Genomic DNA, 25,768 nt, shown 5'->3' with positions numbered 1-25,768 from the left:
TTATGCAGAAGTTATGGATTCCATCGTTGCTGGGCCTGGCGATCTTCGCCGGCTCGGTCAACGCCGCCGCCCCACTGCGTCCGCCCCAGGGCTACTTCGCACCAATCGAAGCGTTCAAGACGGGCGACTTCAAGGAAAACTGCGACACCATGCCGACGCCCTACACCGGGCCTCTGCAGTTTCGCAGCAAGTACGAAGGCTCCGACAAGGCCCGCTCCACGCTGAACGTGCAGTCGGAAAAAGCCTTCCGTGACAGCACGGCCGACATCACCAAGCTGGAAAAAGACACCAGCAAACGCGTGATGCAGTTCATGCGTGACGGTCGCCCGGAGCAGCTTGAATGCACCCTGAACTGGCTGGTGTCGTGGGCCAAGGCCGATGCGTTGATGTCCAAGGACTTCAACCACACCGGCAAGTCCATGCGCAAATGGGCACTGGGCAGCATGGCTTCGGCCTATGTGCGTTTGAAGTTCTCCGACTCGCACCCGCTGGCCAATCACCAGCAGGAATCGCAGCTGATCGAAGCCTGGTTCAACAAACTGGCCGACCAAGTGGTAAGCGATTGGGACAATCTGCCCCTGGAAAAAACCAACAACCACTCTTACTGGGCCGCCTGGTCAGTGATGGCTACGTCCATCGCCACCAACCGTCGCGACCTGTTTGATTGGGCGGTCAAGGAATACAAGGTCGGCGTGAATCAGGTCGACGACCAAGGCTTCTTGCCCAACGAATTGAAGCGTCAGCAACGCGCCCTGTCGTACCACAACTACGCCCTGCCGCCGCTGTCGATGATCGCCAGTTTTGCCTTGGTCAACGGTGTTGATCTGCGCCAGGAAAACAACAGCGCGCTCAAGCGCCTGGGCGACAAAGTGCTTGCCGGGGTCAAGGATCCGGAGATCTTCGAACAGAAGAACGGTAAAGAGCAGGATATGAAGGACTTGAAGCAGGACATGAAATTCGCCTGGCTCGAACCCTTCTGCACCCTCTACACCTGCGCGCCGGATGTGGTGGAGCGCAAGCACGGGATGCAGCCGTTCAAGACCTTCCGCCTCGGGGGTGACCTGACCAAGGTCTACGACCCGTCGCACGAAAAAGGCAACAAAGGCAGCTGATGGAACACGGTTAGAAATGTGGGAGGGGGCTTGCTCCCGATGGCGGTGTAACAGTCGCCCTCTGTGTCGAATGACACACCGCTATCGGGGGCAAGCCCCCTCCCACACTTGAACCGCGCTTGCCAGTGAAATTGTTGTACCGCCCCCCGTATTTTCGTGGGGGGTTTGGGGGGGGCTGCGGCCCTTGACTGTTGGTTAAACATGGAGAGATCGGGATGGTTTTCTCGTCCAATGTGTTCCTGTTTCTGTTCTTGCCGATCTTTCTCGGCTTGTACTACTTGAGCGGGCAACGCTATCGCAACCTGCTGCTGCTGATTGCCAGCTACGTGTTCTACGCCTGGTGGCGAGTGGACTTCCTGGCGCTGTTCGCGGCGGTGACGCTGTGGAACTACTGGATCGGCCTCAAGGTCGGTGCAGCCGGCGTGCGCACCAAGCCGGCCCAACGCTGGCTGCTGCTGGGCGTGGTGGTCGACCTGTGCATCCTCGGCTACTTCAAGTACGCCAACTTCGGCGTCGACAGCATCAACGTGATGATGAAGTCAGCCGGCCTGGAGCCGTTCATCCTGACCCACGTGCTGTTGCCGATCGGGATCTCGTTCTACATCTTCGAGTCCATCAGCTACATCATCGACGTGTACCGTGGCGACACTCCGGCGACGCGCAACCTGATCGACTTTGCGGCATTCGTGGCGATCTTCCCGCACTTGATCGCCGGCCCGGTATTGCGTTTTCGCGACCTGGCTGACCAGTTCAACAACCGCACCCACACCCTCGACAAGTTCTCCGAGGGCTGCACGCGGTTCATGCAGGGTTTCATCAAGAAGGTCTTCATCGCCGACACCCTCGCGGTGGTGGCCGACCATTGCTTCGCCCTGCAAAACCCGACCACGGGCGATGCCTGGCTCGGCGCGCTGGCCTACACCGCGCAGCTGTACTTCGACTTTTCCGGCTATAGCGACATGGCCATCGGCCTGGGCTTGATGATGGGTTTCCGCTTCATGGAAAACTTCAAGCAGCCGTACATCAGCCAGTCGATCACCGAGTTCTGGCGCCGCTGGCACATCAGCCTCTCTACCTGGCTGCGTGACTACCTGTACATCACTCTGGGCGGCAACCGTAAAGGCACGCTGACCACCTACCGCAACCTGTTCCTGACCATGCTGCTCGGTGGCCTGTGGCACGGTGCGAACATCACTTACATCGTGTGGGGTGCCTGGCACGGCATGTGGCTGGCGATTGAAAAAGCCATTGGCCTCAATACCGCGCCGCGCAGTTTCAACGTCCTCCGCTGGGCCTTCACTTTCCTGCTGGTGGTAATGGGCTGGGTGATCTTCCGCTCCGAAAACCTGCACGTTGCCGGCCGTATGTACGGTGCGATGTTCAGCTTTGGTGAGTGGTCGCTGTCGGAACTCAACCGCGCCAACCTCACTGGCCTGCAAGTGGCAACCCTGGTGGTGGCGTACGCAACCTTGGCGTTCTTCGGCCTGCGCGATTTCTACACCAATCGTCCTGCTGAAAAAACCAAGCCTGTCGACCCAAGCCTGATCAAGGCGGTACCCGGCGACAACCCCGGCAGCATCCACCAGCCAGGTTTCACCGTTGGCCAGGACGCCGCCGTGCAACCGGCCTACTGGACCGCTGACTGGCCACGCTACGCCATGCGCGCTGCGGTGCTGCTGCTGTTCGTGGCGTCGATTCTCAAACTGTCGGCGCAGAGTTTCTCGCCGTTCCTTTACTTCCAATTCTGAGGGAGCCGACCATGACCCGTTCATTACGCGTCCTCTATATCAGCCTGTTCATGGTGCTGCTGTTGGCCCTGGGCGCCTGGTCGCTGCGTAGCTTCTTTGGCTTCAGCACCAACGCCGAGGCCACGGTGCTCAACGGCCGCTGGACCAAGGCCGTCGAGACTCACTACGACGACGAGTTCCCGATCAAGCGCCTCGGCACCAACCTCTGGGCGGCGCTGGATTACAAGCTGTTCAATGAAGGCCGCCCTGGCGTGGTGCTGGGCCGCGATCACTGGTTGTACAGCGACGAGGAGTTCAACCCCGCCGTCAACGAAGACCAGAACCTGCAAGGCAACTACGCGCTGGTCGAAGGCGTACGCCAGAAGCTCAAGGCCCAAGGCATCCAACTGGTGATGGCCATCGTGCCGGCCAAGGTGCGCCTGTACCCGGAACACCTGGGTGAAGTAAAACCGGCGAGCATCCACGCCAATCTGTACCAGGACTTCCATGCCCGTGTTGCCGCAGACAACATCCCTGCTCCCGACCTGCTCGGCCCGTTGCAACAGGCCAAGTTGAGCGGTAAGCAAGTGTTCCTGCGCACCGACACCCACTGGACACCGGACGGTGCCGAAGTCGCCGCCAAGCAATTGGCCAAGGCGATTGCCGACAAGACCCCGCTGAGCGGCGAGCCACAGCGCTTTGTCACCGAGGCCGAAAAGACCGAGCCACACAAAGGCGACCTGCGTCTGTTCCTGCCCCTGGACCCGCTGTTCGAAAACCTGATGCCGCCCAAAGAACCGCTGGAAAAACGCGTCACGCACCTGGCCGAAACCAAAGGCGACGACGCGCTGTTTGCCGACAGCGAAACCCCGGTGGCACTCGTGGGCACCAGCTACAGCGCCAACCCGAACTGGAACTTTGTCGGTGCGCTCAAGCAAGCCTTGGGCAGCGACGTCATCAACTACTCCGAAGACGGCCACGGCCCGATCCTGCCGATGCTCAGCTACCTGAAAAGTGATGACTTCAAGAACAGCCCGCCACAGGTGCTGATCTGGGAGTTTCCTGAACGTTATCTGCCCGTAAACAACGAAATCGGTGATGCCGACCCCGCGTGGGTTGCGCAACTTAAACAAGCCGGTTCGCGCCAACAGAACATGGCACTGAACACCCCAGCTATTAAAAATCAGAAATCCGAGACGCCCGACCGGGCGCAAAACTGAAAGAGAGGTAACTCACATGACTTTCACTACAACTCCTCGTCGTCTCGCTAAAACCCTGGCTATTGCTGCCGGTCTGAGCTTCGTATCCCTGTCCGCCTTCGCCGGTGGTGATGCCGCGCTCTACGGCCCTACCGCGCCAAAAGGTTCGAGCTTCGTACGTATCTATAACGCCAGCAACCAGGAAGTCAGCGCCACCGTCGGCAACACCAATCTCAACGAGGTTGCGCCACTGGCCAGCAGCGACTTCAGCTTCATGCCGGGCGGTGACTACAGCGCCAAGGTTGGCAGCCAGAGCCTGCCGGTCAAACTCGCCGCCGATCACTACTACACCTTGGTCAACAGCGGCAGCGGCCAACCTCAACTGATCGAGGAACCGCCGTTCAAGAACAAGCAAAAGTCTCTGGTGCGCGTGCAGAACCTCAGCGACAAGGCCCTGACCCTGAAGACCGCCGATGGCAAGACTGATGTGGTCAAGTCGGTAGCTGCCAAAGGCCGTGGCGAGCGCGAAATCAACCCGGTGAAAGTGAGCCTGGCGTTGTATGACGGTGACAAGAAAGTCGGCGATGTGAAGCCGGTTGCGTTGGAACGTGGTGAAGCGGCGGTGCTGTATGTCACCGGCTCGGGTTCGAGCTTGTCGCCAGTTTGGGTCAAGCGCCCGGTGTCGACCCGCTGATTAGCTTTTGAAATTGACGCTCCCCCTTGTGGGAGCGGGCTTGCTAGCGAATACGGTGGTTCAGTAACAGATGTGCTGACTGAATCACCGCCATCGGGAACAAGCCCCCTCCCACAGGCTCTGACCCAATTGATTCAAGGAGAAACACATGATCCCAGTAATCCTTTCCGGTGGTAGCGGCTCACGTCTTTGGCCGCTTTCCCGCAAACAGTTCCCAAAACAATTCCTGGCCCTGACCGGTGAGCACACGCTGTTCCAGCAAACCCTGGAACGCCTGGTGTTCGAAGGCATGGACTCCCCGATCGTGGTCTGCAACAAGGACCATCGCTTCATCGTCAACGAGCAACTGGCCAACCGTAAACTGGAATGCCAACGCATCCTGATGGAACCGTTCGGTCGCAACACCGCGCCGGCCGTGGCCCTGACCGCGATGATGCTGGTCAACGAAGGCCGTGACGAGCTGATGCTGGTGCTGCCCGCCGACCACGTGATCGACGACCAGAAAGCCCTGCAACGCGCCCTGGCCCTGGCCACCGTGGCTGCCGAACGTGGCGAGATGGTGCTCTTCGGCGTACCGGCGACCCGTCCAGAAACCGGCTACGGCTACATCAAGTCCACCAACGATTCGCTGCTGCCCGAAGGCGTGAGCCGCGTGCAGCAGTTCGTGGAAAAACCCGATGAAAAACGCGCCGTCGAGTTCGTCAAAAGCGGCGGTTATTTCTGGAACAGCGGCATGTTCCTGTTCCGCGCCAGCCGCTTCCTGGAAGAGCTGAAAAAGCACGACCCGGACATCTACGACACCTGCGTGCTGACCCTTGAACGCAGCCAGCAAGACGCCGACACCGTGTCCTTCGACGAAGCCACCTTCGCCTGCTGCCCGGACAACTCCATCGACTACGCCGTGATGGAAAAAACCCAACGCGCCTGCGTCGTACCGCTGAGCGCCGGTTGGAGCGACGTGGGTTGCTGGGCTTCGCTGTGGGCGGTCAACGATAAAGACGCCAACGGTAACGTCACCAAGGGCGACGTGGTGATCCAGGACAGCAAGAACTGCATGATCCACGGCAACGGCAAACTGGTGTCGGTGATCGGCCTGGAAAACATCGTCGTGGTGGAAACCAAGGACGCGATGATGATTGCCCACAAGGACAAGGTCCAGGGCGTCAAGCAGATGGTCAACACCCTCAACGAACAGGGCCGCAGCGAAACCCAGAACCACTGCGAAGTCTATCGTCCGTGGGGCTCCTACGACTCGGTGGACATGGGCGGTCGCTTCCAGGTCAAGCACATCTCGGTCAAGCCGGGCGCGTGCCTGTCGCTGCAGATGCACCACCACCGCGCCGAACACTGGATCGTGGTGAGCGGCACTGCCGAAGTCACCTGTGACGAGAACGTGTTCCTGCTCTGCGAGAACCAGTCCACCTACATCCCGATCGCCTCGGTGCACCGCCTGCGCAACCCGGGCAAGATCCCGTTGGAGATCATCGAAGTGCAATCGGGCAGCTACCTGGGCGAAGACGATATCGAGCGTTTTGAAGATATCTACGGTCGCTCGACGCCGGTTGAACGTGGCGTGTCGGTGAAAACTATCGCGCAGTAAAACAGTCGTACAAGAAGCCCTCACCCAGCCCATTGCGTCCCCTATCCGCAGTGGGTTGGGTGGGGGCTTTTTGTTTGGGATTTGCGCTGGCTGTGAGGGCCTCATCGGGGGCAAGCCCCCTCCCACCTTCGACCGCACTCCAAAGGCTGTACGCGGATAAATGTGGCCGGGGGCTTGCCCCTCATACATTCGACCGCACTCCAAAGGCTGTACGCGGATAAATGTGGCCGGGGGCTTGCCCCTCCTACATTCGACCGCACTCCAAAGGCTGTACGCGGATAAATGTGGGAGGGGGCTTGCCCCCGATGAGGCCGGCACGCCCACCACAGCACTCAAGGTAGCCAATCCCACCTACGCTTAAGTTAGGATGCTCGTTCCCTATTCGAGGTGGTCTCCATGTTCTTCGGCGTTCTCCTGATCATCACCTGGCTGATCCTGCTGCTGCGCTACCCGGCCAAGGCCCTTCCGGTTTCCCTTGCTGCCTTGGCAGGCCTGGGTTGCGTGGCCGTCTGGGTGGTGTGGCTGGACAGCCGCGAAGCTTCGCAACTGGCCCGTCTTGAACTGCGCATCACCTACGCCCCGCAGGACTGCCCCGCCGACCGCCCGCTGAAACTGACCCTGAACAACGGCAACGACGTGCCGCTGACCGAACTGCGCTGGCGCGTCGCCGCCTATGCGCCGGGCGACACGGTCAACCTGGCCGATAACGTCTATGCTGCCCCGCGCTATCGAGGCCCCGGCGAATTGCAGGCCGGCGCGACGTGGGACGATTGTCTTCCCACCCCACCGCTGCGCCCCGGTTACCGCCCGCAAACCCTGGAATTTCGTGCCGAGCACCTGCAAGGCAGCTTCTCGGACTGACAAAGGACTGATCCATGCCCAACGTACTCATCACCGGATGTTCCAGCGGCATCGGTCGCGCCCTGGCCGATACCTTCAAGGCTGCTGGCTTCGACGTATGGGCCAGCGCCCGCCGCCAGGACGACGTCGACGCCCTTAGCGCCGCCGGTTTCAACGCCCTGCAACTGGACGTTAACGACAGCGCCGCCCTGCAACACCTGGCCGAGCAATGGGGGGAGTTGGACGTGTTGATCAACAATGCCGGCTACGGCGCCATGGGCCCGCTGCTCGATGGCGGCACAGAAGCGATGCAGCGGCAATTCGAGACCAATGTGTTTTCCATCGTCGGCGTGACCCAGGCGTTCTTTCCCGCACTGCGTCGCAGCAAAGGCCTGGTGGTAAATATCGGCAGCGTTTCCGGCGTATTGGTCACCCCGTTTGCCGGCGCCTACTGCGCCTCCAAGGCAGCAGTGCATGCTTTGAGCGATGCTTTGCGCATGGAGCTGGCACCCTTTGGCATCCGAGTGATGGAAGTGCAACCCGGTGCCATCGATACAAGCTTTGCAAAAAACGCCGGCGCCCAGGCCGAGCTGTTGATCAACGAAAAATCGCCGTGGTGGCCGTTGCGCGAAGGTATCCGTGCACGCAGCCAGGCCTCTCAGGACAAGCCCACCCCGGCCAGGGTGTTTGCGGCGGATGTGCTCAAGGCGGTGCAACAACCACAGCCGCCGCGCCTGTTGCGCTCGGGCAACGGCAGCCGGGCGTTGCCGTTGATGGCGGCGTTGTTGCCCAAGGGGTTGCTTGAGACCGTATTGAAAAAGCGCTTCGGCTTGGCCGGAAAGCTTTAACCCTTCATAAAATCAATAAACGCCCGCACTTTCAGGGGCAAGTGCCGCGTGTCCGGATACACCCCATAAACCCCCTGTGGGGCGAAACGATGGTCTGCCAGCAAGCGGATCAATCGCCCAGCCTCCAGGTCATCCTGTACCAGCCATTGCGGCAGGACTGCCACTCCATGGCCGCGCACGGCAAACGCCTGGAGCACTGCTGCGCTGTCGGCCACCAGTGCAGCGGGCCCGGTGCGGAACTGATGCTCGCCACCCGAAGGGTCGGTCACGCTCAGCTCCGTCAAACGGCCATGGCCCAGCTTGGGCATGTGTTCCAGCTCATCCAGCGTTTGCGCCCCGGCAAGCGCTGGCGCCGCTACCGCAAACACCTCGAACGTCGACAACTGCACCGCGCGATGATTGGAATCCAGCAGCCGCCCCAATCTTATTGCCACATCAAAGCGCTCGGAGATCAAATCAGCGTGAGTGGAGGATGTGGATAAGTGAATGTTCAAGTCCGGGTGCTGGCTGCGGAAAGCTTCCACCGCCGGGGCAACCACGGCCAGCGCATATTCCACTGTGGTGGTGATGCGCAGGGTGCCCTTGAGCTGGGCATGCTCCGAGCGGGCTTCTTCCACGGCCAATTGCGCTTCTTCGAGCACGCGTGTGCAACGCAGGTAGAAGCGTTCGCCGGCATCGGTCAGCGCCAGCTGACGGGTGTTGCGGGTCAGCAAGGTGACGCCGAGTTCAGCTTCCAGGCGCTTGAGGTTGAAACTGACCACGGCGCGGGTCTGGCCCAGTAGATCGGCCGCTGCCGTGAGCGAGCCGGCCTCGACCACGGCCTTGAACGTATCGAATCGGTCCAGGCTTACCATCAGCCGGGCTCTCCTTTGTCAAAATATTTTTGACAAAGTAGCAGCCAAAGCGGCGTATCCCAAACTCGCCGTGACGCCTACCCTGCCGGCCTCTCTTGCAGGATCGCGCCCATGACCTACCCCTCGAAAGTCACCTGGATCTTTTTACTGGGCTTTGCCCTCGACCTGGTGAACATGTTCGTCGCCACGGTCGCCTACCCGGATATCGCCCGCGAATTGCACGCCTCGGTCACACAATTGGCGTGGGTGGGCAACGCCTACATGCTCGGCCTCACCGTGATTATTCCGTTCAGCGTATGGCTGGCAGCCATGATGGGTGAGCGCGGCTTGATGGTCGTCAGCGTGCTGCTGTTTGCCGGGGCTTCGGTAATGGTGGGGCAGGCGAGTTCGATTGAAGCGCTGATCGGTTGGCGTTTATTGCAAGGGTTGGGCGGCGGCCTGTTGATTCCCGTGGGACAGGCGATGGCTTATCGGCATTTTCCTCCCGCAGAGCGCAGCCAACTCACGGCCAGGGTGATGTCGGTGGCGCTGTTGGTTCCCGCACTGTCACCGGCGTTGGGTGGGTTGATTGTCGACAGCCTCTCCTGGCGCTGGATCTTCTACGCCAACCTGCCGCTGGCCTTGATCACCTTGCTGCTCGCACAGCTGTGGATAAAACCCGACACCCCCACGCGTGTACGTCCCAAGCTGGAGGTGAGCCGTATTTTCAAACAGGTCAGTAGCCCTATGCTGCGAATCGCCATGCTGGTCTATTTGTTCATTCCCGGCGTATTCATCGGCACCAGCCTGATCGCCATCCTCTACCTTCACGACCTTGGATACGACGCCACCCAAACCGGCGCGCTGATGCTGCCTTGGGCAATGGCCTCGGCACTGGCGATTTTCCTCGGCAAAAAACTGTTCAATCGCTGCGGGCCAAAACCGTTGCTGATGGCGGGCATGGCGCTGCAATGCAGCGGCATTCTGGTGTTGAACGAACCGGCCCTGATTATTCCGGCCTACGCCTTGATGGGCCTGGGCGGCAGCTTGTGCAGCAGCACGGCACAGACGCTGGCGTTTCTCGACATCCCCGCCGAACGCATGGGCCACGCCAGCGCTTTGTGGAATATCAATCGGCAAATCAGCTTTTGCCTGGGCGCAGCCGCACTCAGTGCGCTGTTGTCGGCCTTGGATTCTTACGCCTTAACCTTCACGATTGCAGCAGCCTTGACCCTGCTGCCTCTTTTTGCAGTGCTGCGCCTGGATGCGTCCAGGGTCCGCACATTGCTCCACCCTGCCAGTGAGTCTCCCTGATGATCGATTACAGCGATTTTTTTGAAGAAGTGATCCAGACCCACGTCGAGATCGAGCAATGGTTTGCCGGGGTTGCGCCAGAAGGCACCCTGCAAAACCTGCTTGCGCGCTTCTCGCCAGAGTTCAGCATGATCGCCCCCGCCACCGGCACACGCGTCAATGCCGCCGGGGTCAACGCGCTGTTCACTCGCCTGGGCGGAATGCGCCCGGGATTGAAAATCACCTTGAGTGAAATGACCGGGATTGACCGACATGCGCGCGGGGCCACGGTGACTTATCGGGAGCTTCAGGTGGATGACAGCGGTACTAGGACAGATCGCCGCGCGACCGTGGTGTTTGAGAAGCAGGCGAGTGGCGCGCTGTTGTGGCGGCATTTGCATGAAACATTTATCAAGGCCTGACTTGGTCAAATGTGGGAGGGGGCTTGCTCCCGATTGCGGTGCATCAGTCAGCTTATACGTAGCTGACCCACCGTTATCGGGAGCAAGCCCCCTCCCACATTTCAGTTCGGCGTTTGGTTAACGATCACGGTGCAGGTGATGCCCGCCGCCAACAAAACGCCTTCCGGCACTTCATCAATGTGAATTCGCACCGGCACGCGCTGGGCCAGGCGCACCCAGTTGAAGGTCGGGTTCACATCGGCGATCAGCTCGCGGCTCTCGGGGTTGTCACGGTCGTAGATGCCTCGGGAGATGCTTTCTACGTGGCCCTTCAACGTCTCGCCGCTCATCAACTGCATATCGGCTTTGTCACCGACGTTCACATGGGGCAGCTTGGTTTCTTCGAAGAAGCCATAGACCCAGAACGAGTTCATATCCACCACGGCCAGCTTGGCTTCACCGATGCGCGCGTAGTCGCCACGATGCACGTTGAGGTTAGTGACGTAGCCATCCACCGCCGCCACGACCTGGGTGCGTTTCAAGTTGAGTTCGGCCGCTTCGAGTTGTGCCAGCGCGTGCTGGTAATCCGCCAGGGCCGAGTCGGCGATGTTGCTGGCGTCGTCGCGGTTTTCCTTGGAGATCACCAAGGCGTCGAGGTCGGCGCGGCGGTGGGCGTTGACCTTGCGCATCTCCCAGGTGGCTTTGCGCGAGGCCACCAACGATTGCGCTTGCTTGACCGCAATGCGGTAGTGCTCGGGGTCGATCTGCATCAGCAGGTCGCCCTTTTTGACCAATTGGTTATCGCGCACGGGCACGTCGATCACTTCGCCGGTAACGTCCGCCGCGACGTTGATGATATCGGCGCGTACCCGGCCGTCGCGGGTCCATGGGGTTTCCATGTAGTGCACCCACAACGTGCGGCCAATCCAGATCGCCAAAGCCAATACCAGCAGGGTCGCAAGCAGGCTGAAAAACTTTTTCATCGGGGCATTCTCAACGGTAGACGGTCAGCGCCAGGGCGCCGAACAGGCAAACGAACAGGCTCAGGCGCAGCAACGCCGGGTGCCAGAAAAAACGGTACAGGTCGAAGCCGGCCAAGAAGCGGTCCAGCGCCCACGCCAGGCCTGCAGCGATCAGGAACATCAAGGTCATCGTCGGCATGTAGAGGCCGTGGAACGCGATTTCACGGGGCATGGGGGGATCCTTTAAGGGCCGCCAGCGGCGATTGCGGGTCGAGCAACGAGGTGCGGATAAAGTGCAGGTAGCTCTTCACCCGGCGCAGCGCCGAGGTGTCGAAGTGTGGGGCGAAGGGTTCGTCGGTGGCCTGCACGCGGCTGATCGCGTGGTCGACGGCGATCAGGCCGCGCTCCAGATTGCTCGCGCTGGGTTGCAGGAACAGCCGCACCAGCGAGCGGCCCATCACGCGGATCGCCTGGCGCCACGGCTGGGACTCGGCATACGCCGGGTGCACTGGCAGGACCGCTTGCTCCTTGCGCAACTCGATGATCGCGTGACCGACTTCCAGCACAACAAACATCCAGCGCAGCAAATCACGTTGTACCTGCGGCTGACCGACGGCGAGGCCATAGGCTTGGTGCAACAGGTCACGGGTGCGGCTTTCAAAACTCGACGCCAAACCCTTGAGCTTGCCGCTGATCGCGTACACCACCTGCTCGCGCAAATCCTGCTCCAGGCGGCGCCACAGCCAGCGGCTGTTGGGCGGCAGGATGATCGCGCCGGCGGCCGCACACACCAGCATGCCGATGATCATGGCGATGTAGTCGTTGATGAAGGTATAGGGGTTGTAAACCGTGAGGTTGTCCGGCACCGAGCCCGTGCTGAAGAAAATCAGCAGGCCCACGCCAACGCCTGCGTACTGCGGGCGTGAGGCGAGGAAAGCACCGAGGATGATCACCGGCGCGAGCATCACGCACAGCAGCGGGAAGCCGTCGATCCACGGGAACACGAAGAACATTTCGACAAAGCCCACCAACGCGCCGATCAAGGTGCCGCAGGCCATCTGGAACGCCATGCGTTTCGGGTTGGGCGTGGCGGCTGACAGGCCGACGGTGGCGGCGGCAATCAGGGTCATGGTGGCGCCGCTGGGCCAGGCGGTCGCCACCCAATAACTGCCGAGCACGATCAGGATAAACGACGCACGAATCCCCGAAGCAGCGCAGGCCAGCCAATTGGTTTTCGGTGTGTAGGCTTCGTCCCAGTCTTCCCGCGCATGGCTGTGGTCGGCCAGTGAGGCATGGGTTTGCGCGTAGTTGTGCAGGTCGTCGACGAAGCGGTAAAGCAACTCGTAGGCGGTATGGAAATCCAGTTGCTCGGCCTCAGTGGGCTCACCTTCCTGGAAGGCCGTGCGCAGGCTGCGTACCTTGGCCGGCAGGCCGTCTTTGTAGGCCGACAGTTGGTTGACGAGGCGTGCCGCATCGGGGCTGGTTAATGCGCGACCGGAGAACCCATCGAGCACTTCGGCAAGGTCCTGCAGGCCGGGCTTGATCGCCGCCGCCACGTGATCCGCAGCATCCGTGCGCAGCCGTTCGAGCAACTGGTGCAAGGCATTGAAGCGCGTGGTGATGCTCATGAATTCGCTGTTGAGGCGACTGAGCCGGCCATTGCGCCGGCGCATATGCGGGTCTTCGAACACGGTAACGCTGCGCAGCCCTTCCAGGCCCACGGCTTCGGCGATGAAGCGCACGTTGCTGGCCTCGAAGCCTTCACGCTGGCTGCGCCCGCGCAAGCCATCGGTGACGAACTGCGCGAACACCCCGAAGCGCTGATACAAGGCATTGCGCATGGCGGCGCTGGAGGTCTGCGGCAGAATCGCAGCGCTCACCAGGGTGGAGCAGATAATTCCCAGGGAGATTTCCAGTACTCGCCAAACGGCCGCCATAAAGGCGCCATCCGGATGGGCCAGCGCCGGTAGGCCAACCATCGCCGCCGTATAACCGGCCAGCACAAACCCATAGGCACGGAAGTTACGGTTGCGCGTCGCACCGGCGGTGCAGATGCCGACCCAGATCGCCAAGGCGCCCAGAAACAGCTCGGTGTTTTGCGCAAACAAGGCGATCAACAACACCATCACCGCAGAGCCCGTCAGGGTGCCGAGGAAGCGGTAAAAGCTCTTGGCGAACACCTGACCGCTCTGCGGCTGCATCACGATAAACACGGTGATCATCGCAGTGCGCGGTTGCGGCAACTCCAGGCGCATGGCCAGCCACAGAGTGAGGAACGCGGCGATCAACACCTTGAAGATGTACACCCAGGTCACGCCGTCGCTGCGTGCCCAGTCGAAAAAACCACGGCGCCACTCAAGGGAATGCAGCCAGCGCAGCGGTGCAGGCAAGGGAGTCATTACAACCTACTCAGTGATCGAATACGGCGAGGGCCGCCGGGGTTTTGCTCGGGAGGGTCTTGGCGTCCTGCGGTGCGTCCTTGCCTGCTTCGAGGCCACCGCCCAGGGCGGTCACCAGCTCGGCGTGTGCGCTCAAACGCGCGGCCTGGACCTGCTGCTCGATCTGTTGCTGGCGAAACAACAGGGTCTGGGCGTTGAGCACATTGAGGTAATCGGTGAGGCCGCGCTGGAAGGCGATCATCGCGATGTCATAGGTTTTCTGCGCCGAGGCCACCGATTGCGCAGCGAAGCCTTGTTGCTTGTCCATGGATTCTCGGCGGATCAACTGGTCGCTGATGCCCTTGAGCGCATTGATCAGGGTCTGGTTGTAACGAGCAACGGCGATGTCGTAACCGGCGCTGGCTTCACCCAACTCGGCACGCAAGCGGCCGCCGTCGAAGATCGGCAAGGTGATCGCCGGACCGACGTTGTAGTTGAATTTCTTGCCCGCCAGAAACTCCTGCATGCCGCCACCGGTGGCCATGTAGCCGAGGCTGCCGACCAGATCCACGTTGGGATAAAAACCTGCGTGAGCCACATCGATGCCACGGGCCTGGGCCGCCACTTGCCAACGGCTGGCGACCACATCCGGGCGCTGGCCGAGCAACTGCGCAGGCAGGGTGGACGGCAGTTTCAGTGGCGCGGCAAGGGACAGGCTCGGCCGTTGCAACTGCGCGCCCTCCCCCGGGCCTTTACCCGCCAAGGCCGCCAGTTGGTTACGGCTCAGGGCGATTTCTTCGTCGAGGGCGTCCAGTTGGCGGTGGGTTTCCGGCAGCGGGGTTTCGGCCTGGCTTACATCGAAGTGGGTGCCGATCCCGGCATCAAGGCGTTTGTTGGCCAGGTCGAGGATCTGCTGCTGCTGGGCCAACGTAGCGGCGACGATATCGCGGTTGGCGTAGTGCAACGACAGCTGGATATAGGCGCGCACCACGTTGTTCTGCAATTCCAACTGGGCCTGGCGCGCCTCGGCAGCGCTCATGTGCGCCAGGTCGACGGCACGCTCGGTGGCGTTGCTTTCGCGGCCCCACAGATCGAGGGCGTAGCTCAGGCCCAAGGATGAGTTGTTATCCCAGGTGTTGGCGCCGCTAAGTTCGCCGGGGCCGTAGAACTGATCCTTAGGCCAGTTGTGGCGCTTGAGGGTGGTGTCGCTGTTGATCTGCAACGACTCGGCCGACTCGGCAACCCCGGCCATCGCCCGCGCTTCTCGCACCCGCGCGGCGGCGATGGCCATGCTCGGGCTGCTGTGCGTGGCGAGTTCGACCCAATGGTTAAGTTGCGGGTCGCCGTAGGCTTGCCACCATTGCGCGGTGGGCCAATGGGCGTCCTGGGCGGCGCTCTGGATCGCTTCGTCGGTGGCCAGGGTATTGGCGTTCAACGCGTGGCCTTGGGGGGCGATTCCTCCGGTTCCGATGCAGCCGCTGATTGCTAACGATAAGGCCCAAACACTGAGAGTCTTCAGCTCTCTGCTGATGCGACGCGGCACGGCAAGCGAATTCCTGAGGTGGTGATGCGGGGAAGGTGGCGCAATTCTAGGGGGCGGGAGGAATGGCGATAAGCTGGCATTCCTGTGAATCTTTGTTACCGTTCAAGCGATAATCCGTTGGTAGGGATCACTGGACGGCGTAACTTTCTGTCACAATTTGTTATCTCCCCTGAGAACACTCCATGGACACTTTGCAAAACATGCGCGCCTTCAGTTGCGTGGCCGAAGCCGGCAGCTTCACCGCCGCTGCCGCCCAACTGGACACCACCACGGCCAACGTCTCGCGCGCGGTCTCCAATCTGGAGGCCCATCTGCAAACCCGCTTGCTCAACCGCACCACCCGGCGCATTGCCCTTACCGAAGCAGGTAAACGCTACCTGCTGCGCTGCGAACAGATCCTGGCCTACGTCGAAGAAGCCGAGGCCGAAGCCAGCGACGCCCATGCGCGCCCCGCCGGACAGTTGAAAGTGCACACCATGACCGGTATCGGCCAGCACTTCGTAATCGACGCCATTGCCCGCTACCGCCGCACCCACCCGGACGTGACCTTCGACCTGACCCTGGCCAACCGCGTGCCGGACCTGTTGGACGAGGGCTATGACGTGTCCATCGTGCTGGCCAGCGAACTGCCGGATTCAGGCTTCGTCTCCCAACGCCTGGGCATCACCTACAGCATCGCCTGCGCCTCGCCCGACTACGTCAAGGCCAAGGGCTGTGCACAGCGCCCCCAGGACTTGCTCAACCATGCCTGCCTGCGCCTGGTCAGCCCAGTGATTCAGTTGGACAAGTGGACCTTCAACGGCCCCGAAGGCCAGGAAAGCGTGGCGATCAACACCTCGCCGTTTCTGGTGAACTCGGCGGACGCGATGAAAACCGCGATCACCAGCGGCATGGGCGTCGGCCTGTTGCCGGTGTATGCGGCCATTGAAGGCCTGCGTAATGGCACCTTGGTGCGGGTCATGCCCACCTACCGTTCCCAGGAACTGAACCTGTACGCCATCTACCCCTCGCGCCAGTACCTGGATGCGAAGATCAAGACCTGGGTGGAATACCTGCGCGGTTCGTTGCCGGAGATCCTGGCAGCGCATCAGGCGGAGCTGGTGGCGTACGAGTTGAGTGGCAGCCTGAGCGGTGCGCGGCTGGCGAACTGATTGCTACCAGGCGATACAGGTCAAATGTGGGAGGGGGCTTGCCCCCGATGGCAGTGGATCGGTCAATACATCTGGCGACTGACGCACCGCTATCGGGAGCAAGCCCCCTCCTACATGTTTCCCTGCCCACTTTAGGTCTGCCGTGTCCTGACAACAGTGGCAAGGAATGTTAGCTTGCTTGGCATTCTTCCGTAGTCGATGAGCCCGCCTGCCATGAAAAAGACTGTCCTCGCCTTCAGCCGCGTCACCCCAGCCATGATCGAACGCCTGCAACAGGATTTCGAGGTGATCGCGCCTAATCCCAAGCTGGGCGACATCAATGCGCAGTTCAATGAAGCCCTGCCCCACGCCCACGGTTTGATCGGCGTGGGTCGCAAGTTGGGCCGTGCGCAGCTCGAAGGCGCGAGCAAACTGGAGGTGGTGTCCAGCGTGTCAGTGGGCTACGACAACTACGACGTGCCGTACTTCAACGAGCGCGGGATCATGCTCACAAACACCCCTGACGTACTCACCGAAAGCACCGCCGACCTGGCGTTCGCCCTGCTGATGAGCAGCGCGCGCCGAGTGGCAGAGCTGGACGCCTGGACCAAGGCCGGTCAGTGGAAAGCCAGCGTCGGCGCGCCGTTGTTTGGCTGTGATGTACACGGCAAGACCCTGGGCATCGTCGGCATGGGCAATATCGGCGCGGCCGTGGCCCGTCGCGGGCGCCTGGGCTTCAACATGCCGATTCTGTACAGCGGTAACAGCCGCAAGCTGGAGCTGGAACAGGAGTTGGGCGCGCAATTCCGTAGCCTGGACCAGTTGCTGGCCGAGGCGGATTTTGTCTGCCTGGTGGTGCCGTTGAGCGACAAGACCCGTCACCTGATCAGCACGCGCGAGCTGGGGCTGATGAAATCCAGCGCGATTCTGATCAACATCTCCCGTGGCCCGGTGGTCGACGAACCGGCGCTGATCCAGGCCCTGCAGGACCAGACCATTCGCGGCGCCGGGCTGGATGTGTATGAGCAGGAGCCACTGGCGCAGTCGCCGTTGTTCCAATTGAGCAACGCGGTGACCCTGCCGCATATCGGCTCGGCAACCAATGAAACCCGTGAGGCCATGGCCAACCGCGCGCTGGACAACCTGCGCAGTGCTCTGCTGGGCGAGCGTCCGCAGGATTTGGTGAACCCGCAGGTCTGGAAGGGCTGATGTTAAGGGCCCTGATCGCGCCTACAGTTTCCAGCGGCTGGGTCGATAACCTTTCATAGATCGTCATCCCTGATCCACAGAAGGTTTTTATGTCCACCACCAAAGCCCGCGCAGACTCACTCTCACTTCTGCTCTTTACCTTGCGCAGCGGCAAGCTGATGGCCATCAACCTGCTGAAAGTCAGCGAAATCATTCCCTGCCCGCCGCTGACCAAACTGCCGGAGTCTCATCCGAACGTTAAAGGCATCGCCACCCTGCGCGGTGCCTCGCTGTCAGTGATCGACCTGAGCCGCGCCCTGGGCGAACGGCCCTTGGAAGACCCGAACGGCGGCTGCCTGATTGTCACTGACGTGAGCCGTTCCAAACAGGGTCTGCATGTGCAGGCGGTGAGCAAGATCGTGCACTGCCTGACGACCGACATCCGCCCGCCACCCTACGGCTCCGGCGGCAACCGTGCGTTTATCACTGGGGTAACTCAGGTGGAAGGCGGCCTGGTGCAGGTGCTGGACATCGAAAAAGTCATCCACGGCATCGCGCCGGCACCGATTGAAGCGGCGCCCACCGACTTGACCATGGAAGAAGCCGAAGTGCTCGGCAATGCGCGGATTCTGGTGGTGGATGACAGCCAGGTCGCCCTGCAGCAGTCGGTTCATACCCTGCGCAACCTCGGCCTGACCTGCCACACCGCGCGCAGCGCCAAGGAAGCCATTGATGTGCTGCTGGAACTGCAAGGTACCGCCGCGCAGATCAATGTCGTGGTGTCGGACATTGAGATGTCCGAGATGGACGGTTACGCCCTCACCCGCACCCTGCGTGAAACGCCAGACTTCCAGCATCTGTACGTTTTGCTGCACACCTCCCTGGACAGCGCGATGAACAGCGAAAAAGCGCGCCTGGCCGGCGCCAACGCGGTACTGACCAAGTTCTCATCCCCCGAACTGACCAAATGCCTGGTGGTGGCTGCGCAAACCGTGGCGCAACAGGGTCTGTAATCGGTGACGGCGTATTACCAACTGCTGCGCCGCGACCTCACTGCCGGCCTGCCCGCGCCACAATGGCCGGCCGGGACCGTGCTGGACCATTACCGTGACGCGTTGGCGCCAGCGATTCACGCCGTACTGCGCATGACCCAGGATCAGGGCGGTGGTCGTGTCGCCAACCTCAATGAATGGCGGCAACAGTTCGTCACCGATGCCGAATTCGACCCCACGCTGTGCCTGGTCGCCAGCAACGCCGACGGTATTCTCGGCGTAGCCCAGTGCTGGACCAGCGCCTTCATCAAGAACCTCTCCATACATCCTTGCGCTCAAGGCCAGGGGCTAGGCCGCGCGTTATTGCTGCACACCTTCCAGGTGTTCAAGCAACGTGGTGAACCCTATGTGGACCTCAAGGTACTGGAAAGCAACCTACGCGCCCGGCAGCTGTACGAGAGCGCGGGTATGGTGTTTGTACTGCGCGATGTGGTCGAAGAGGACTGACAGGCGCTGGCGCATAACTTGCTTCCAGAGAACCGTACCGGTGGAAAGAGGTAAAAACCCGTCACCGTAACTGCGTGCCCTCTGACCTAGCCTGGTGACAGATCCGCCATGAACACCCATTTTTCCTGCGTCGGTTGCGGTAAATGCTGCACCGACCACCACGTCCCCCTGACCCTCGCCGAAGCCCGTATGTGGGCGGCGGACGGCGGTAACGTCATTGTTCTGGTGGAGGGATTCCTCGGTAGCGGACTGGGCCTGCCCCAACAGCAACGCGAGCACGCCGAACGCCGTTCGGTGGTGGTGCCCAGCGGCAACACCGAAGCATTTGTGGCAATCACGTTTGCCGCCTACAACGCCGGGCGCTGCCGGAATCTTGACGAAGACAACCTGTGTCGCATCTATGAGCGTCGACCGTTGGTCTGCCGCATCTACCCGATGGAGATCAACCCGCATATCCCGCTCAACCCTGCCGCCAAGGATTGCCCGCCAGAATCCTGGGAACAGGGCCCGGCGTTGATCATCGGCGGCGAACTGATGGACCAGGAACTCGGGGCGCTGATCCAGCGTTCGCGCCAGGCAGACCGCGATGACGTGCAGACCAAGGAAGCGGTGTGCGCCTTGCTGGGCATTCGCACCACAGCGCTCAAGGGGGATGGATTTACCGCGTACTTGCCGGACATGGGCGCATTTGCCCAGGCGATTGAGTTGGCAATTGACCAGCCGTCCGTGGCCAATGAGTGGGTGTTTCATGTGTCCGGGCTGGACATCGCCGAACAGGTGCTGGACGCCGGGGCGCAGATTGCTACCGAGGTGCCGGCCAACTACGCGTTTATTTCGTTGCGGGCTGCATAGTCTCTTTATCGACCTAACCCAAAAGCGCTCATGGCGCAGCGTCTAACCGGTAATGCCGGATTATCCGCTGATACTCACCATTCTGTTTCAGCTGTTCGAGGGCACAGTTGAGTTCCTTGCGCAGTGCGGTGTCAGGCTTACGCACCGCAATCGCCACGCCATCCCCCAGCAATGCGGCCGAAATGGGCGGGCCCAGGAAGTCGAAATCCCGACCTTCGTCGGTGTCGAGCAAGGCTTCGCGAATTTCTACGGTGCCTTGCAGGGTTGCGTCGATTTCGCCGGCTATCAGACTGCGGACCAAATCATTATTGAGCCAGAAGCTCTTGACGATGACGCCCCTGTGCGCCCACTTCGTACGGGCAAACGCTTCACGATTGCTCCCCAGCAATACGCCAACTCGCTTGCCCTTGAGCGACTTAACATGGGGCAGCAGGCCTGATGTGCTACGGCCCACCAGCCGGGTGGTAAAGGGATAGAGGTTATCGGTGAAGCTTACCCAACGCCGCCGTTCCGACGTAGGCGCCATCCCCATGATCGCGTCGAATTTTCTGGCTTCAAGGGAGAGGAAGTCTTCGACAACCACTTGGTCGACCCAAACGCAGCGCGCATTCAACTGCACGCACAGGGCATTGCCCAACTCGATATTGAGGCCAACCAACTGCCCTTGCGGGTCGCGGCTCTGGAAGGGGGGGAATTGCGCAGCAACGGCGAAGCGGATTTCGCGACGCGTTTGATCATCGGCCGCAAGGGCATCAGCCGAAAACAACAGGGCAAGCACTACACAGATGTGTATCAGGGCCAAGGGAAACGTCCTTTTCCGGAAAGACCAGCGTCGCCTCGCTCCCCCCATGAACCTCGGGGGCAGAGCAAAGGCTGTGCAAGCTTTCAAGAAACGGCAGTGGACCTACAATCAGAAAGATCAGCAGAAGCTGTAGGCAACAATCGACACAATGTGCCGCTTGTTAACCTCAGCGTTTACCCATCGAACGACGGGTGCCCGGCGGCGCCATGCCCGGTGACTTGGTGTGGCCGTTTTTGGCACCGTTCTTGTACCAAGGCTGGGCGGCATTCTTGGCCCCAGCCAGCTCACCCGGCTTGAACGGAAACTTAAACGCCGGGATCTCGGCTTTTTCAACGCCTTCAGCGCTGGCCGGATCGACGATGTCGGTCGCGTCAACAGGGGGTTGTGTCGGGGAAGTCATGGAAGCTCCGGAGCGTGCAGAAAATGATGCGGGGCCGGCTTGCGGGCCACACTGGCGCGCAGTATACCTGCGCGCCTGAGATCTTTAACCACCGCCTGTACGAATGGTCGGAGTTTGCTGACAGCGCTGTCAGTTAGCAGTCACCCTGCTGACCGGGTTGAAGGGCTATAAAGATCACTCACTCTCCCCATCCTTTGCCCCGGCGCCTCACCCATGCAGATTCAACGAAAAACCGCCCTGATTGTGGGTGTCCTCGTGGTCGTAGCGATTGCAGCCTGGGTGCTGACCCGGCCGGCCAAGACCAAGCTGGCAGTACCGACCGCGATCCCGGTCCGGGTGGTGAGCGTGGTGCAACAGGATATCCCGCGTTTTGTCAGCGGCATTGGCACGGTGTTATCGCTGCACAGCGTGGTGATTCGCCCGCAAGTCGACGGCATCCTGACCCAATTGCTGGTCAAGGAAGGCCAACGGGTAAAGGTCGGCGACCTGCTGGCGACCATTGATGACCGCTCGATTCGCGCCAGTCTCGACCAGGCCAAGGCGCAGTTGGGCGAGAGCCAGGCGCAACTGCAAGTAGCGCTGGTCAACCTCAAGCGCTACAAGGAGTTGAGCATCGACGACGGCGTGTCCAAGCAGACCTATGACCAGCAACAAGCTCTGGTCAACCAGCTCAAGGCCACCGCCCAAGGCAACCAGGCCGCAATCGATTCGGCCCAGGTCCAGCTTTCCTACACCCAGATCCGCTCCCCCGTCAGTGGCCGCGTCGGTATTCGTAACGTGGACGCGGGCAATTTCCTGCGCACCAGTGATACCCAGGGCCTGTTCTCAGTGACCCAGATCGACCCGATTGCCGTTGAGTTCTCGCTGCCTCAGCAGATGCTGCCGACCCTGCAAGGCCTGATCGCCGCGCCTGCCCCGGCGAGCGTAGATGCCTACCTGGGCGCTGACATCGACGGCCAGACCGGCGACTTGCTCGGTGAAGGTCATTTGAGCCTGATCGACAACCAGATCAGCTCCACCACCGGCACACTGCGCGCCAAGGCTGAGTTCAGCAACGCCTCCCAGCGCCTGTGGCCGGGGCAACTGGTGACCATCAAAATCCAGACCGCCCTCGACAAAAATGCCCTGGTGGTGCCGCCGACCGTGGTGCAACGCGGCCTGGATTCGCACTTCGTGTACCGGGTCAAGGGGGACAAGGTTGAGGTGGTGCCGGTGCAGGTCACCTATCAAAACAGCGACGTGAACATCATCACGGGTGTGCAAGCCGGTGACGTGCTGGTCAGTGATGGCCAGTCGCGACTCAAGGCCGGTGCTCAGGTGGAGGTGCTCAAAGAACCACCGCAAGTGATCCAGACCGTCGATGCCAAGGTGCAGCCATGAGCCGCTCGCCTTCAGCCTGGTGCGTCGACCACCCGGTCGCCACCCTGCTGCTGACCTTCGCCCTGGTACTGCTCGGGATGATTGCCTTCCCTCGCCTGGCCATCGCCCCACTACCGGAAGCGGAATTTCCGACGATCCAGGTCACCGCACAATTGCCCGGCGCCAGCCCGGACACCATGGCCTCATCGGTGGCCACGCCGTTGGAAGTGCAATTCAGTGCCATCCCCGGCATGACCCAGATGACCTCCAGCAGTGCCCTGGGCTCAAGCCTGCTGACCCTGCAATTCACACTCGACAAGAGCATCGACACCGCCGCCCAGGAAGTACAGGCGGCGATCAACACCGCGTCGGGCAAGCTGCCCAGCGACATGCCGAGCCTGCCGACCTGGAAAAAGGTCAACCCGGCGGACAGCCCGGTACTGATCCTCAGCGTCAGCTCCGACAGCATGCCGAGCACCGAGCTGAGTGACTACGTGGAAACCCTGCTGGCGCGGCAGATCAGCCAGATTGACGGTGTGGGCCAGATCAACATCACCGGCCAGCAACGCCCGGCGATACGCGTGCAGGCCTCGCCTGACAAACTCGCCGCCATCGGCCTCACCCTGGCCGATGTGCGCCTGGCAATCCAGCAATCGAGCCTCAATCTGGCCAAGGGCGCGATCTATGGGGAAAACAGCGTGTCGACCTTGTCGACCAATGACCAGCTGTTTCACCCGGAGGACTACGCCCAACTGATCGTTTCCTACAAGGACGGTGCACCGGTTCAACTGCGCGATATCGCCAAAGTCATCAACGGTTCGGAAAACGCCTACGTGCAAGCCTGGTCCGGTGATACACCCGGCGTAAACCTGGTGATCTCGCGCCAGCCCGGCGCAAACATCGTCGAAACCGTGGACCGCATCCAGGCTGAACTGCCGCGCCTGCAAGGCATGTTGCCGGCGTCGGTGCAGGTCAGCGTACTGACCGACCGCACCAAGACCATCCGCGCCTCGCTGCATGAGGTGGAAGTGACGCTGCTGATCGCCATCCTGCTGGTGGTGGCGGTGATGGCGTTGTTCCTGCGCCAGTTGTCGGCGACGCTGATTGTGTCCAGCGTGCTCGGCGTGTCGCTGGTCGCCAGTTTCGCGGTGATGTACCTGATGGGGTTCAGCCTGAACAACCTGACCCTGGTGGCGATTGTCATCAGCGTGGGCTTCGTGGTGGACGACGCCATCGTGGTGGTGGAAAACATCCACCGCCATCTGGAAGCGGGCCTCGACAAACGCGAAGCGGCCATCAAGGGCGCTGGGGAGATCGGCTTTACGGTGGTGTCCATCAGCTTCTCGCTGGTGGCGGCGTTTATTCCGCTGCTGTTCATGGGTGGCGTGGTCGGGCGCTTGTTCAAGGAGTTCGCGCTGACGGCGACGTCGACCATCCTGATTTCGGTGGTGGTCTCGTTGACCCTGGCGCCAACCTTGGCCGCGCTGTTCATGCGCGCCCCGACCCACCCCGCCCACAACAAACCCGGCTTCAGCGAACGCCTGCTGGCCGGATACTCGCGCAACCTGCGCCGCGCACTGGCCCATCAACGCACCATGGCCGCCATTTTTGTGGTGACCCTGGCCCTGGCCGTGGTCGGCTACGTGTTTATCCCCAAGGGCTTCTTTCCGGTACAGGACACCGGCTTTGTGCTCGGCACCAGCGAAGCGGCGGCCGATGTGTCGTACCCGGACATGGTCGCCAAGCACAAAGCCTTGGCCGAGATCGTCAAGGATGACCCGGCGGTGCAGGCGTTTTCCCATTCGGTGGGCGTGACGGGCAGCAACCAGACTATCGCCAACGGGCGCTTCTGGATCGCCCTGAAAGACCGGGGTGATCGAGATGTTTCGGCCAGCCAGTTCATCGACCGCATCCGCCCGAAACTGGCCAAAGTGCCGGGCATCGTGCTGTACCTCCGTGCCGGCCAGGACATCAACCTCAGCTCCGGCCCCAGCCGTGCCCAGTACCAATACGTGCTCAAGAGCAACGACGGCCCGACGCTCAACACCTGGACCCAGCGCCTCACCGAAAAACTGCGTGCCAACCCGGCGTTTCGCGACCTCTCCAACGACCTGCAACTGGGCGGCAGCATCACCCACATCAGCATCGATCGTCAGGCGGCCGCACGCTTTGGCCTGAACGCGACCGATGTCGACCAGGCGCTGTATGACGCCTTCGGCCAGCGCCAGATCAACGAGTTTCAGACCGAGATCAACCAGTACCAGGTGGTGCTGGAACTGGACACCCAACAACGGGGCAAGGCCGAGAGCCTGAACTACTTCTACCTGCGCTCGCCGCTGACCAATGAAATGGTGCCGCTGTCGGCACTGGCCAAGGTCGACCCGCCCACCGTGGGGCCGTTGTCCATCAGCCATGACGGCATGTTCCCGGCTGCCAACCTGTCGTTCAACCTGGCGCCCGGCGTGGCCTTGGGTGATGCGGTCGTCATGCTCAACCAGGCCAAGAATGAAATCGGCATGCCGACGACCATCATCGGCAACTTCCAGGGCGCGGCACAGGCGTTCCAAAGCTCGCTGGCCAGCCAGCCGTGGCTGATCCTTGCGGCGCTGGTGGCGGTCTACATCATCCTTGGGGTGCTGTATGAGAGCTTCGTGCACCCGCTGACGATTATTTCCACCTTGCCCTCGGCCGGTTTGGGCGCGTTGATCATGTTGTGGTTAATGGGGCAGGACTTTTCGATCATGGCGTTGATCGGCCTGGTGCTGTTGATCGGCATCGTGAAGAAGAACGGCATCCTGATGATCGACTTCGCCCTGGAGGCCCAGCGCGTGCGCGGGCTACCGCCGGAAGAAGCGATCTATGAAGCCTGCGTGACGCGGTTCCGCCCGATCATCATGACGACACTCGCCGCCCTGCTCGGCGCGGTGCCGCTGATGGTCGGCAGCGGACCGGGTGCAGAAATGCGCCAGCCGCTGGGGATAGCCGTGGTCGGCGGCCTGCTGGTGAGCCAGGCGCTGACGCTGTTCACCACGCCGGTCATATACTTGTACCTTGAGCGTTTTTTCCACCGGCCCAAACCAGCTGCCGAGCTGGCGACCACACACTGAG

Annotated in this window: 23 protein-coding genes; 16 read left to right on the top strand and 7 right to left on the bottom strand. The window is 61.3% G+C overall.

The window, feature by feature from the left end:
- The first annotated feature begins 2 nt into the window (after positions 1 to 2).
- The 7 genes from AOA61_RS03745 to AOA61_RS03715 all read left to right on the top strand — a co-directional run bounded on the left by AOA61_RS03745 (position 3) and on the right by AOA61_RS03715 (position 8,020).
- Entirely contained in the window at positions 3 to 1,112 is a 1,110-nt protein-coding gene (locus AOA61_RS03745; protein WP_081797682.1) for a mannuronate-specific alginate lyase, read from the top strand.
- Positions 1,113 to 1,327: 215 nt separating this feature from the next.
- Complete coding sequence (locus AOA61_RS03740) at positions 1,328 to 2,860, top strand: MBOAT family protein (protein WP_032886355.1); 1,533 nt, start codon at positions 1,328 to 1,330, stop codon at positions 2,858 to 2,860.
- Positions 2,861 to 2,871: 11 nt separating this feature from the next.
- The gene (locus AOA61_RS03735; protein WP_099601163.1) at positions 2,872 to 4,059 is read left to right on the top strand and encodes an alginate O-acetyltransferase; all 1,188 of its coding nucleotides are present in this window, start codon (positions 2,872 to 2,874) and stop codon (positions 4,057 to 4,059) included.
- 16 nt (positions 4,060 to 4,075) lie between these two features.
- On the top strand, positions 4,076 to 4,732 hold the full coding sequence (locus AOA61_RS03730) for an alginate O-acetyltransferase AlgF (protein WP_032886353.1): 657 nt from the start codon (positions 4,076 to 4,078) through the stop codon (positions 4,730 to 4,732).
- A 148-nt stretch (positions 4,733 to 4,880) separates the two neighbouring features.
- On the top strand, positions 4,881 to 6,332 hold the full coding sequence (locus AOA61_RS03725; protein ID WP_032886351.1) for a mannose-1-phosphate guanylyltransferase/mannose-6-phosphate isomerase: 1,452 nt from the start codon (positions 4,881 to 4,883) through the stop codon (positions 6,330 to 6,332).
- Between the two features lie 396 nt (positions 6,333 to 6,728).
- The gene (locus AOA61_RS03720; protein ID WP_099601162.1) at positions 6,729 to 7,193 is read left to right on the top strand and encodes a multidrug transporter; all 465 of its coding nucleotides are present in this window, start codon (positions 6,729 to 6,731) and stop codon (positions 7,191 to 7,193) included.
- Positions 7,194 to 7,207: 14 nt separating this feature from the next.
- On the top strand, positions 7,208 to 8,020 hold the full coding sequence (locus tag AOA61_RS03715) for an SDR family oxidoreductase (RefSeq protein ID WP_032886348.1): 813 nt from the start codon (positions 7,208 to 7,210) through the stop codon (positions 8,018 to 8,020).
- On the opposite strand, the gene AOA61_RS03710 is transcribed toward AOA61_RS03715, so the two are convergent.
- Positions 8,017 to 8,874, bottom strand: a complete 858-nt coding sequence (locus tag AOA61_RS03710; protein ID WP_032886347.1) for a LysR family transcriptional regulator — start codon at positions 8,872 to 8,874, stop codon at positions 8,017 to 8,019. The genes AOA61_RS03715 and AOA61_RS03710 overlap by 4 nt on opposite strands.
- Before the next feature lie 111 nt (positions 8,875 to 8,985).
- Between AOA61_RS03710 and AOA61_RS03705 the strand changes: the two genes are divergently transcribed.
- On the top strand, positions 8,986 to 10,167 hold the full coding sequence (locus tag AOA61_RS03705) for an MFS transporter (protein ID WP_099601161.1): 1,182 nt from the start codon (positions 8,986 to 8,988) through the stop codon (positions 10,165 to 10,167).
- Positions 10,167 to 10,568 carry a DUF4440 domain-containing protein gene (locus AOA61_RS03700; protein WP_099601160.1) on the top strand — a complete coding sequence of 134 codons (402 nt, stop codon included), beginning with the start codon at positions 10,167 to 10,169 and terminating at the stop codon, positions 10,566 to 10,568. Before AOA61_RS03705 ends, AOA61_RS03700 begins: the two co-directional genes overlap by 1 nt.
- Before the next feature lie 101 nt (positions 10,569 to 10,669).
- Here the strand turns inward: AOA61_RS03700 and AOA61_RS03695 are convergent, their stop codons facing one another.
- From AOA61_RS03695 to AOA61_RS03680, 4 genes are read right to left on the bottom strand one after another with little or no spacing between them, the layout of a single operon-like run.
- Positions 10,670 to 11,530: an HlyD family secretion protein gene (locus tag AOA61_RS03695; protein WP_095183877.1), complete on the bottom strand. Its 861-nt coding sequence runs from the start codon at positions 11,528 to 11,530 to the stop codon at positions 10,670 to 10,672.
- A gap of 10 nt (positions 11,531 to 11,540) precedes the next feature.
- Positions 11,541 to 11,741, bottom strand: a complete 201-nt coding sequence (locus AOA61_RS03690) for a DUF1656 domain-containing protein (RefSeq protein ID WP_032886341.1) — start codon at positions 11,739 to 11,741, stop codon at positions 11,541 to 11,543.
- Positions 11,731 to 13,908, bottom strand: a complete 2,178-nt coding sequence (locus AOA61_RS03685) for an FUSC family protein (protein ID WP_099601159.1) — start codon at positions 13,906 to 13,908, stop codon at positions 11,731 to 11,733. The genes AOA61_RS03690 and AOA61_RS03685 overlap by 11 nt, the downstream gene beginning before the upstream one ends.
- 10 nt (positions 13,909 to 13,918) lie before the next feature.
- The gene (locus tag AOA61_RS03680) at positions 13,919 to 15,430 is read right to left on the bottom strand and encodes an efflux transporter outer membrane subunit (protein WP_099601158.1); all 1,512 of its coding nucleotides are present in this window, start codon (positions 15,428 to 15,430) and stop codon (positions 13,919 to 13,921) included.
- 182 nt (positions 15,431 to 15,612) lie between these two features.
- Between AOA61_RS03680 and AOA61_RS03675 the strand changes: the two genes are divergently transcribed.
- From AOA61_RS03675 to AOA61_RS03655, 5 genes are all read left to right on the top strand, one after another.
- A complete protein-coding gene (locus AOA61_RS03675) occupies positions 15,613 to 16,581 on the top strand; it encodes a LysR family transcriptional regulator (RefSeq protein WP_027604744.1) in 969 nt (322 codons plus the stop codon).
- 213 nt (positions 16,582 to 16,794) lie between these two features.
- Positions 16,795 to 17,769: a D-glycerate dehydrogenase gene (locus AOA61_RS03670; RefSeq protein ID WP_032886485.1), complete on the top strand. Its 975-nt coding sequence runs from the start codon at positions 16,795 to 16,797 to the stop codon at positions 17,767 to 17,769.
- Between the two features lie 89 nt (positions 17,770 to 17,858).
- Positions 17,859 to 18,761, top strand: coding sequence for a chemotaxis protein CheV (locus AOA61_RS03665; RefSeq protein ID WP_032886338.1), 903 nt, complete (start codon positions 17,859 to 17,861; stop codon positions 18,759 to 18,761).
- A gap of 3 nt (positions 18,762 to 18,764) precedes the next feature.
- The gene (locus AOA61_RS03660) at positions 18,765 to 19,247 is read left to right on the top strand and encodes an N-acetyltransferase (RefSeq protein ID WP_099601157.1); all 483 of its coding nucleotides are present in this window, start codon (positions 18,765 to 18,767) and stop codon (positions 19,245 to 19,247) included.
- 108 nt (positions 19,248 to 19,355) lie between these two features.
- Positions 19,356 to 20,099 (top strand): YkgJ family cysteine cluster protein, encoded by a 744-nt coding sequence (locus AOA61_RS03655; protein WP_095183874.1) that lies wholly within the window; start codon positions 19,356 to 19,358, stop codon positions 20,097 to 20,099.
- A gap of 28 nt (positions 20,100 to 20,127) precedes the next feature.
- Here the strand turns inward: AOA61_RS03655 and AOA61_RS03650 are convergent, their stop codons facing one another.
- On the bottom strand, positions 20,128 to 20,901 hold the full coding sequence (locus tag AOA61_RS03650) for a transporter substrate-binding domain-containing protein (protein WP_095183873.1): 774 nt from the start codon (positions 20,899 to 20,901) through the stop codon (positions 20,128 to 20,130).
- Positions 20,902 to 21,067: 166 nt separating this feature from the next.
- Complete coding sequence (locus tag AOA61_RS03645; protein ID WP_032886334.1) at positions 21,068 to 21,301, bottom strand: hypothetical protein; 234 nt, start codon at positions 21,299 to 21,301, stop codon at positions 21,068 to 21,070.
- A gap of 213 nt (positions 21,302 to 21,514) precedes the next feature.
- On the opposite strand from AOA61_RS03645, the gene AOA61_RS03640 reads away from it, so the two are divergent.
- A complete protein-coding gene (locus AOA61_RS03640; protein WP_099601156.1) occupies positions 21,515 to 22,681 on the top strand; it encodes an efflux RND transporter periplasmic adaptor subunit in 1,167 nt (388 codons plus the stop codon).
- The gene (locus AOA61_RS03635) at positions 22,678 to 25,767 is read left to right on the top strand and encodes a multidrug efflux RND transporter permease subunit (RefSeq protein ID WP_099601155.1); all 3,090 of its coding nucleotides are present in this window, start codon (positions 22,678 to 22,680) and stop codon (positions 25,765 to 25,767) included. Before AOA61_RS03640 ends, AOA61_RS03635 begins: the two co-directional genes overlap by 4 nt.
- Position 25,768 lies beyond the last annotated feature (1 nt).

It is taken from the genome of Pseudomonas sp. 2995-1, assembly GCF_002742505.1.
In the GTDB taxonomy this organism is placed as follows: domain Bacteria; phylum Pseudomonadota; class Gammaproteobacteria; order Pseudomonadales; family Pseudomonadaceae; genus Aquipseudomonas; species Aquipseudomonas sivasensis.
This window is presented reverse-complemented; position numbering and strand designations above follow the sequence as displayed.

What these genes read in the sequence shown, in the direction of transcription:
- AOA61_RS03745 (WP_081797682.1), top strand. Translation starts at nt 3, where the DNA reads ATGCAGAAGTTATGGATTCCATCGTTGCTGGGCCTGGCGATCTTCGCC.
- AOA61_RS03740 (WP_032886355.1), top strand. Translation starts at nt 1,328, where the DNA reads ATGGTTTTCTCGTCCAATGTGTTCCTGTTTCTGTTCTTGCCGATCTTT.
- AOA61_RS03735 (WP_099601163.1), top strand. Translation starts at nt 2,872, where the DNA reads ATGACCCGTTCATTACGCGTCCTCTATATCAGCCTGTTCATGGTGCTG.
- AOA61_RS03730 (WP_032886353.1), top strand. Translation starts at nt 4,076, where the DNA reads ATGACTTTCACTACAACTCCTCGTCGTCTCGCTAAAACCCTGGCTATT.
- AOA61_RS03725 (WP_032886351.1), top strand. Translation starts at nt 4,881, where the DNA reads ATGATCCCAGTAATCCTTTCCGGTGGTAGCGGCTCACGTCTTTGGCCG.
- AOA61_RS03720 (WP_099601162.1), top strand. Translation starts at nt 6,729, where the DNA reads ATGTTCTTCGGCGTTCTCCTGATCATCACCTGGCTGATCCTGCTGCTG.
- AOA61_RS03715 (WP_032886348.1), top strand. Translation starts at nt 7,208, where the DNA reads ATGCCCAACGTACTCATCACCGGATGTTCCAGCGGCATCGGTCGCGCC.
- AOA61_RS03710 (WP_032886347.1), bottom strand. Translation starts at nt 8,874, where the DNA reads ATGGTAAGCCTGGACCGATTCGATACGTTCAAGGCCGTGGTCGAGGCC.
- AOA61_RS03705 (WP_099601161.1), top strand. Translation starts at nt 8,986, where the DNA reads ATGACCTACCCCTCGAAAGTCACCTGGATCTTTTTACTGGGCTTTGCC.
- AOA61_RS03700 (WP_099601160.1), top strand. Translation starts at nt 10,167, where the DNA reads ATGATCGATTACAGCGATTTTTTTGAAGAAGTGATCCAGACCCACGTC.
- AOA61_RS03695 (WP_095183877.1), bottom strand. Translation starts at nt 11,530, where the DNA reads ATGAAAAAGTTTTTCAGCCTGCTTGCGACCCTGCTGGTATTGGCTTTG.
- AOA61_RS03690 (WP_032886341.1), bottom strand. Translation starts at nt 11,741, where the DNA reads ATGCCCCGTGAAATCGCGTTCCACGGCCTCTACATGCCGACGATGACC.
- AOA61_RS03685 (WP_099601159.1), bottom strand. Translation starts at nt 13,908, where the DNA reads ATGACTCCCTTGCCTGCACCGCTGCGCTGGCTGCATTCCCTTGAGTGG.
- AOA61_RS03675 (WP_027604744.1), top strand. Translation starts at nt 15,613, where the DNA reads ATGGACACTTTGCAAAACATGCGCGCCTTCAGTTGCGTGGCCGAAGCC.
- AOA61_RS03670 (WP_032886485.1), top strand. Translation starts at nt 16,795, where the DNA reads ATGAAAAAGACTGTCCTCGCCTTCAGCCGCGTCACCCCAGCCATGATC.
- AOA61_RS03665 (WP_032886338.1), top strand. Translation starts at nt 17,859, where the DNA reads ATGTCCACCACCAAAGCCCGCGCAGACTCACTCTCACTTCTGCTCTTT.
- AOA61_RS03655 (WP_095183874.1), top strand. Translation starts at nt 19,356, where the DNA reads ATGAACACCCATTTTTCCTGCGTCGGTTGCGGTAAATGCTGCACCGAC.
- AOA61_RS03645 (WP_032886334.1), bottom strand. Translation starts at nt 21,301, where the DNA reads ATGACTTCCCCGACACAACCCCCTGTTGACGCGACCGACATCGTCGAT.
- AOA61_RS03640 (WP_099601156.1), top strand. Translation starts at nt 21,515, where the DNA reads ATGCAGATTCAACGAAAAACCGCCCTGATTGTGGGTGTCCTCGTGGTC.
- AOA61_RS03635 (WP_099601155.1), top strand. Translation starts at nt 22,678, where the DNA reads ATGAGCCGCTCGCCTTCAGCCTGGTGCGTCGACCACCCGGTCGCCACC.